This is a genomic window from uncultured Brachyspira sp. (assembly GCF_910578695.1).
Classification (GTDB): Bacteria; Spirochaetota; Brachyspiria; order Brachyspirales; family Brachyspiraceae; genus Brachyspira.
This window is the reverse complement of record NZ_CAJTQJ010000064.1, coordinates 1-7657: the sequence shown is the minus strand read 5'-3', so window position 1 is coordinate 7657 and position 7657 is coordinate 1. Positions and strand designations below refer to the sequence as shown.

Genomic DNA, 7657 nt, shown 5'->3' with positions numbered 1-7657 from the left:
AAGGCGTGCGTTTCATACCTAAATTTTAACAAATTTAAGTTATCTAAGACAGCCCCTAATATATTATAAATAAAAAAATCAATCATTATGATATAATAGCTTTATTGATAAAATTAATTGATAAAATTATTTTTTTATATTAAACTTAAATAATTATATAAAGGTTTTTAATTATGGATATTAGTAAAAATATAGTAAATTATTTTTTGGAATTTTATAAAATATTGGAAAATGATTCCATTCTTATAGCATTGGACTTTAATACCAATAATACATTTTTAGAATATTCAAAATTATTTACTATAGATAAAAATTATAAAATAGTGAGAAATGATATATCAAATATTTTATCAGGATATTCATTCAGTAATAATTTGGTAATTTGTAAAGGCGAATTATATAATAGAGATAAAATTAATGAAAATAGAGAAGATATTTATAGATTGATAGACAATGCATTTAATGAAAATAAATTATATGGTATTCCTGCTTATTTTACCGACAGCAGCAGAAAAATAAATAAAGCATTATTTTTGGATAGAGACGGAGTATTAATGGAGGATGCAGGATATATAGGAACTGCCGACAGAGTAAAAATAAAAAAAGATTTTATAGATATAGTAAAATATGCAAATAAAAAAGGGTATATAACAATAGTAACAACCAATCAGGCAGGCGTATCATATAATTATTATACTAATGAAGATGTTGATAATGTTCATAATTATCTTTATGAAGAATATAAGAAAAATGATGCTGTTATAGATGATTTTTATTATTGTCCTTATCATATAAAAGGAAGCACAGAGCCTTATAATATAATTTCTATGCTTAGAAAACCTGAGGCTGGAATGCATTTGCTTGCTTCAAAAAAATATAATATAGATTTATTTAACTCTTTTATGATAGGCGATAGAGACACAGATATCATTAAAATACCTTATCTTAGAACTTTATTAATACAAACAGAAATTTATCAAATAGAAAATATAGAAAAAATTGTACAAACAGATGATATATACGATATTATATAATAATCTTTTTATTTGCTTAATAATTACTGTTATATATTATTAAAAAATAACAGAAAATGTGATTGTTATAATTTAGCTATACATTCTAAAACAGGAGATAAATTAGAATTTATAAGTTCAAGCATAGATGTTCTTAATGTATTAAAAGAACAAGCATCTGACAGACATATTCAAAGAATAAAAAATGAAAGTAATCAAAAAGAATTAAAAACTATAGAAGTTAATTCTATAACATTTGATGATTTAATGTCAAAAAATTATCCAGATATAAAACACATAGACTTTTTATTAGTAGATATTGAAGGAGGATAATTAATAGTTTTAGAAACAATAGATTTTAATAAATATTCTTTTGGATTAATAACAGTTGAAAATAATTTTGTAATAAACTTTATGAAAGAAAGAGGCTATAAAGTTTTAATTTATATAGGATTAGATATTTTATTTATAAAAGAATAAATATTAAATAAGCTGCAATCTTTATTTAAGACTACAGCTTTCATTGTTATAAATTTATATATTTTTATTTAAAATAATTTACGCCGTTTTCAAAGATGTTATAAATATCTTTTTTTATTATGTTTTTATATAAATTATTGCCGTATCTCTCGCTATGTCCCATTTTACCAAATATTTTTCCGTCCTCTGAAAGTATACCCTCTATAGCATAAGCTGAGCCGTTAGGATTAAATCTAAACTCATTAGTAGGTTTTGATTCAAAGTTAACATACTGAGAAGCAACTTGTCCTTTTTTTATTAATTCTTTTATAATATCATCATCTGCAAAGAATCTTCCCTCTCCATGTGAAACAGGTACAACTAATTCGCTTCCCGCTGGTATATTATAAAGCCAAGGAGAATTATTTGATACTATTTTTGTAGTTACCATTTGTGAAATATGTCTTCCTATTTTATTAAATGTAAGAGTTGGAGAGTTTTCTGAAATATTTCCTATTTTACCATAAGGAAGAAGTCCTGATTTTATTAATGCCTGAAAGCCATTGCATATACCTAAAACAAGTCCGTCACGCTCCAATAATTTATGTATTGAAGTTTTTATTTTTTCATTTGTAAGTATTGCAGAAATAAACTTTCCTGAACCGTCAGGCTCATCTGCAGCACTAAATCCGCCTGGTATCATAAATATTTGAGAGTTATCTATCTTTTTGCTCATCTCTTCAATAGATTCTTTTATATACTCAGACTTTATATTTCTAAATACAAAAATATCAGTATTAGCTCCTGCATCTGAAAATGCTTTTTGAGCATCATATTCGCAGTTAGTGCCTAAAAAAGAAGCTATTAAAACATTAGGCTTAGCTTTTTTATTTTTGCATATAAATGGTGATTTTCTTTTGTATTCGGCTAATTGATAGGTTTCTATATCTTCATTAGTTTTATAAGGGAAAACTTCAGATAATTTTTCAAGCCATAATTTTTCTGCTTCTTCTAAATCTATTATTTCTCCGCATACTTTTATTTTATACTCATCAATAGTCTTTCCTATTAATACAGCATTTTTATAATTTAATTCTTCTTTAGTTTCAACTATAAATGAAGCAGGCATCAAATTAAAGAAATAAAGCTCATCTTTTATATCAATACCTATTCTGTTTCCAAAAGACATTTTAGTTAAAGCCTCAGCAATGCCTCCGAATTTAATTGTGTATGCTGATAATATTTTTTTGTCTGTTATATTTTTATGAATGAAGTTAAAATTTTCTTTTATCTCTTCAATATTAGGCATATAGTTTTCAAGCATATTATGTTTTATTAAGTAAACATAATTGCAAGCTGATTTAAATTCAGGCGAAATTACATCTTTTGAGTTTACAGCAGATACTGCAAATGATATTAAAGTTGAAGGCACTGATATATCATTAAAAGTACCGCTCATAGAATCTTTTCCGCCTATAGCCGGTATATCAAATTCACTCTGAGCATATATTGTTCCAAGCAATGCTGAGTAAACTTTACCCCATTTTTTAGGATCATTACCCAATTTTTCAAAATACTCTTGAAATGATAATCTTATATTTTTATAATCAGCACCTATAGAAACAAGTTTTGATATTGATTCTATTACGGAATATATACCGCCGTGAAACTCTGACCATTTCATTATAGAAGGATTATATCCCCAAGTGATTGCAGAAGCAGTATTTATATCTTTAATATTATTATCAAATATAGGAATTTTCTGAATACTCACATCGCTTGGAGTCATCTGATATTTTCCTCCGAAAGGCATTAATACAGTAGAAGCACCTATTGATGAATCAAACATTTCAATAAGTCCTTTTTGAGAAGCGATATTTAAATCTTCTATCATTTCAAACCAATGAGATTTCAAAGAGCATGCATTTTTTGTGCTGAAAGGATTATTTTCAAAATTAATATTTTTAAGAAGAGCATTAGTTTCCTGTTTAGCACCATTAGTATCTAAAAACTTACGGCTTATATCTACAATCTTTCTGCCTTTTAAGTACATCACAAGCCTGTTAGTATCTGTTATTACAGCAGCTTTTGCAGCTTCGATATTTTCTTTGTCAGCAAGACTTATGAATTTATCAGCGTCCTTACTCTCTACAACAACAGCCATTCTCTCCTGAGATTCAGATATTGCAAGTTCAGTACCATTCAAACCTAAATACTTAACAGGAAGCTCATCAAGATTAATATCAATTCCTTCTGATAATTCGCCTATAGCAACAGAAACACCTCCTGCACCAAAGTCATTGCATTTTTTTATTAATTTTGCTGCTTCTTTGTTTTTAAATAATCTCTGTATCTTTCTTTCTTCAGGGGCATTTCCTTTTTGTACTTCAGCACCGCAAAGCCTCAAAGATGTATCAGTATGACTTTTTGATGAACCTGTAGCACCTCCGCATCCGTCTCTTCCTGTTCTTCCGCCAAGCACTATAACTATATCTCCTGCTTTAGGCTTTTCTCTTCTTACATAATCTGCAGGAACAGCACCTACAACAGCACCTACTTCAAGCCTTTTAGCCTTATACCCTTCATCATATATTTCATTAACCAAACATGTAGTAAGCCCTATTTGATTGCCGTAAGAGGAATATCCTGCTGCTGCAGTTGCTGTAATTTTCTTCTGAGGTAATTTGCCTTGCAAAGTATTTTCTAATTTTTCTAAAGGGTCAGCACTTCCTGTTACTCTTATAGCCTGATATACATAGCTTCTTCCAGAAAGAGGGTCTCTTATAGCTCCGCCCAAACAAGTAGAAGCCCCGCCGAATGGCTCAATTTCTGTAGGGTGATTATGCGTCTCATTTTTAAACATTAGTAAATATTTTTCTGTTTTATTTTTTCCATTTTCATAAGCAGCATCAACATCTATATAAATAGAACATGCATTTACTTCATCTGAAATTTCTAAATCTTCAAGCCTGCCTTTTTTCTTTATATATTTTGCTGATATTGTAGCCATATCCATTAAATTAATATCTCTTTTGCTGTCAGCATCTTCTCCGTAAAGTTCTCTTCTCATAGCATAATATCTGTTAATAGTATTAAGTATAACTTCAGAAAAACTGCTTTTATCATCTTCTAATTTCACATCATTAATCTTTGTCATAAATGTTGTATGGCGACAATGATCTGACCAATATGTATCAAGAACTTTTATTTCTGTTTCTGTAGGATTTCTTTTTTCTTCATTTTTAAAATAATTCTGTACGAACTCTATATCCTTATAAGTCATAGCCAAATCAAGACTATCTCTATATTTATAAAGTTCTTCTGTATTCAGATTAATAAAATTTTCAACATCTTTAATGTCATCAGCTTTTTGATTAGGTTCTATTTCCAGCTTTTTTAAATCTTTTTCTCTGCTTTCTACAGGGTTTATATAGAATTTTTTTATTTTCTCTATAGTATCATCATTTATATCGCCGTCAAAAATAATGACTTTTCCGCTTACTATAGCTACATCTTTTATATCATTATAGAGAAGCTTTAAACATTGTAAAGCTGAATCTGCTCTTTGATCAAATTGTCCTGGCAAATATTCAACTGCAAAGTATTTTAAACTCTCAAAATCTTTTTTTTCTATAATTTTATCAGTGGGAGGTTCTGAGAATATCACTTTAATAGAATTATTTAACTGACTTTCTTCTATATTAAAAATATCATAAACATTGAGAAGTCTTACGGAGCATTTTATTTTGAAATTTTCTTTTAATTGATTTTCTAATCTTTTAGCTTCTAAATTAAAACCTTCTTTTTTTTCTATGAAGATGCGGTAATTCATTGATATAATTTCCTAGTTTAAATTTTTAATATAATGATTATATATGCAATGATTATTATATCAATAGTTTTTATATCATAACCATATTATATAATTTTTATAATTTTTTATAATAAATATTTTTTATTTTTATATTAATGTTATAATACTAATATAATTTTTTATTTGAGGTTATAAAATGAAAATATCTCATATTGCAATTTGGGTTAGAGATTTAGAGAATATTAAAAATTTTTATATTAAATATTTTAAATGTAAATGCAGTGATAAATATATCAATAAGAAAACATATTTTGAATCATATTTTCTTAATTTTGAAGATGACTTAAGATTAGAGATAATGACTAAAAAAGGTATAAAAGAAAGAAATACTAATGATGAAATGTACGGTTTTGCTCATATTTCAATATCAGTAGGAAGTAAAGAAAAAATTGAGAGTCTCACAGAATAATTAGAAAAAGACGGATTTAAAATTGCATCATATCCAAGAACTACAGGGGACGGATATTATGAAAGCGTAATACTTGACAGCGAGAATAATAGAATAGAGATAACTATATAAAGACATATATAAAAAATTAGAGGTTATAAAAATGAAAAAATTATATTTTGTATTGTTAATGATTTTATCTATATTATCAATGTCCTGCTATAATAAAATAAAAAGTAAAATAAAAGTTTACTATAATGGCAATATACTTACTATGAAAGGAGATGAGCCTATTTATGCAAGAGCAATAGAAATAAGAGATAATACAATAATGAAAGTAGTTTATACAGAAGAAGATGAAAAAAGTATTTTAAATAATGTATATGCTGAAGTTGTAGATTTACAAGGTAAAACTTTAATGCCTTCTTTTATAGATTCTCATAGCCATTTAGTGAGATTTGCCCAGTCGCTTACAACCGTAGATTTAACAGGTTCTGCCAATTTGCTTGAAATTGCTCAAAGAATAACTAATTATATAAAAGTAAACAAATTAAAGTCTGATGCTTGGGTTATAGGATTCGGATATGATAATAATATTCTTCCTAATAAGAAAAATCCTAATAGAGATGATTTAGATAAAATTTCAACTAATCACCCAATATTTATAACGCATGCATCAGGTCATGTAGGCAGTATGAATTCAAAGGCATTAGAAGAGTTTGGAGTTGATGAAAATACTCCTGATATAGAAGGAGGATTGATAGAAAGATATCCTAACAGCAGAAAGCCTACAGGGTATATGGAAGAGACAGCATTTATGCATTATTCTCAAAGCATTAATTTTGAACTTACAGATGAAGATTTAATGGACTTTATAAATCAGGCAGAAGATATTTATTTAAGATACGGCATTACAACAGCACAGGAGGCATTAATTTCTACTGCAGAATTTCCTATCATAAATAAGATGATAACTAATAATAGATTTAAAATAGATATAATAGGATTTATAGATTTAAAAAATTCATATTCTATAGCAGAAACTAATAAGGAAATGATAGGCATATATAAAAATAGATTTAAAATAGGAGGCTATAAAATATTTTTAGACGGTTCTCCTCAGGCAAAAACAGCATGGCTGGAGCAGCCTTATATAAGCGGACCTGCGAGATACAGGGGGTACGGTATATACGATGATAAATCTGTAGAAGAATATGTTGAAAAGGCATTAGATGATAAAATGCAGCTTCAGGCTCATTGCAATGGAGATGCAGCAGCAGATCAGTATATAAATGCATTAAGCAATGTTATGATGAAAAGAAATACTGATAATAATTACAGGGCAGTTTTAGTTCATAGCCAAATAATAAGAGAAGAACAATATGAATCAATGTCAAATCTTAATATTATACCATCAATATTCGCAGCTCATATTTACTATTGGGGAGATGTACATTTAATCAATTTAGGTATGCATAGGGCTTCTCAGATAAGTGCTTCCAAAACTGCATTAAACAATAATTTAGCTTTTACCTATCATCAGGACACGCCTGTAATAAAACCTAATATGCTTGAAACTATTTTTTGTGCTGTAAACAGAGTTACAAAAGACGGAGTATTATTAGGAGAAAATCAGAAAATTACTCCTTATGAGGCTTTAAAGGCTGTAACTATTAATGCAGCTTATCAGAATAAAGAAGAACATTTAAAAGGAACCATAGAAGAAGGCAAATTAGCGGATTTAATTATATTAAGCGATAATCCTTTGACATGCGGTGCTATGAAAATAAAAGATATAGAAATTTTAGAAACTATTAAGGAAGGAAAAACATTATATTTAAAAGATTCAGTATTATAATTTTGGGGCTGTACTAGATAACTTAAATTTGTCAAAATTTAGGTATGAAACGCATGCCTTTGGAG

5 protein-coding genes are annotated in these 7657 nt (G+C 27.8%); 4 read left to right on the top strand and 1 reads right to left on the bottom strand.

Going from position 1 to position 7657, the window contains the following annotated elements:
- The first annotated feature begins 179 nt into the window (after window positions 1-179).
- Both QZ288_RS11470 and QZ288_RS11465 read left to right on the top strand, forming a co-directional pair.
- The gene (locus tag QZ288_RS11470) at window positions 180-1034 is read left to right on the top strand and encodes an HAD-IIIA family hydrolase (RefSeq protein WP_295158992.1); all 855 of its coding nucleotides are present in this window, start codon (window positions 180-182) and stop codon (window positions 1032-1034) included.
- 12 nt (window positions 1035-1046) lie between these two features.
- Entirely contained in the window at window positions 1047-1346 is a 300-nt protein-coding gene (locus QZ288_RS11465; RefSeq protein WP_295158990.1) for an FkbM family methyltransferase, read from the top strand.
- Window positions 1347-1557: 211 nt separating this feature from the next.
- On the opposite strand, the gene QZ288_RS11460 is transcribed toward QZ288_RS11465, so the two are convergent.
- Entirely contained in the window at window positions 1558-5304 is a 3747-nt protein-coding gene (locus QZ288_RS11460) for a phosphoribosylformylglycinamidine synthase (protein ID WP_295158988.1), read from the bottom strand.
- Window positions 5305-5482: 178 nt separating this feature from the next.
- On the opposite strand from QZ288_RS11460, the gene QZ288_RS11455 reads away from it, so the two are divergent.
- Both QZ288_RS11455 and QZ288_RS11450 read left to right on the top strand, forming a co-directional pair.
- On the top strand, window positions 5483-5755 hold the full coding sequence (locus QZ288_RS11455; protein WP_295158986.1) for a VOC family protein: 273 nt from the start codon (window positions 5483-5485) through the stop codon (window positions 5753-5755).
- Window positions 5756-5897: 142 nt separating this feature from the next.
- A complete protein-coding gene (locus QZ288_RS11450; RefSeq protein WP_295158984.1) occupies window positions 5898-7592 on the top strand; it encodes an amidohydrolase in 1695 nt (564 codons plus the stop codon).
- Window positions 7593-7657 lie beyond the last annotated feature (65 nt).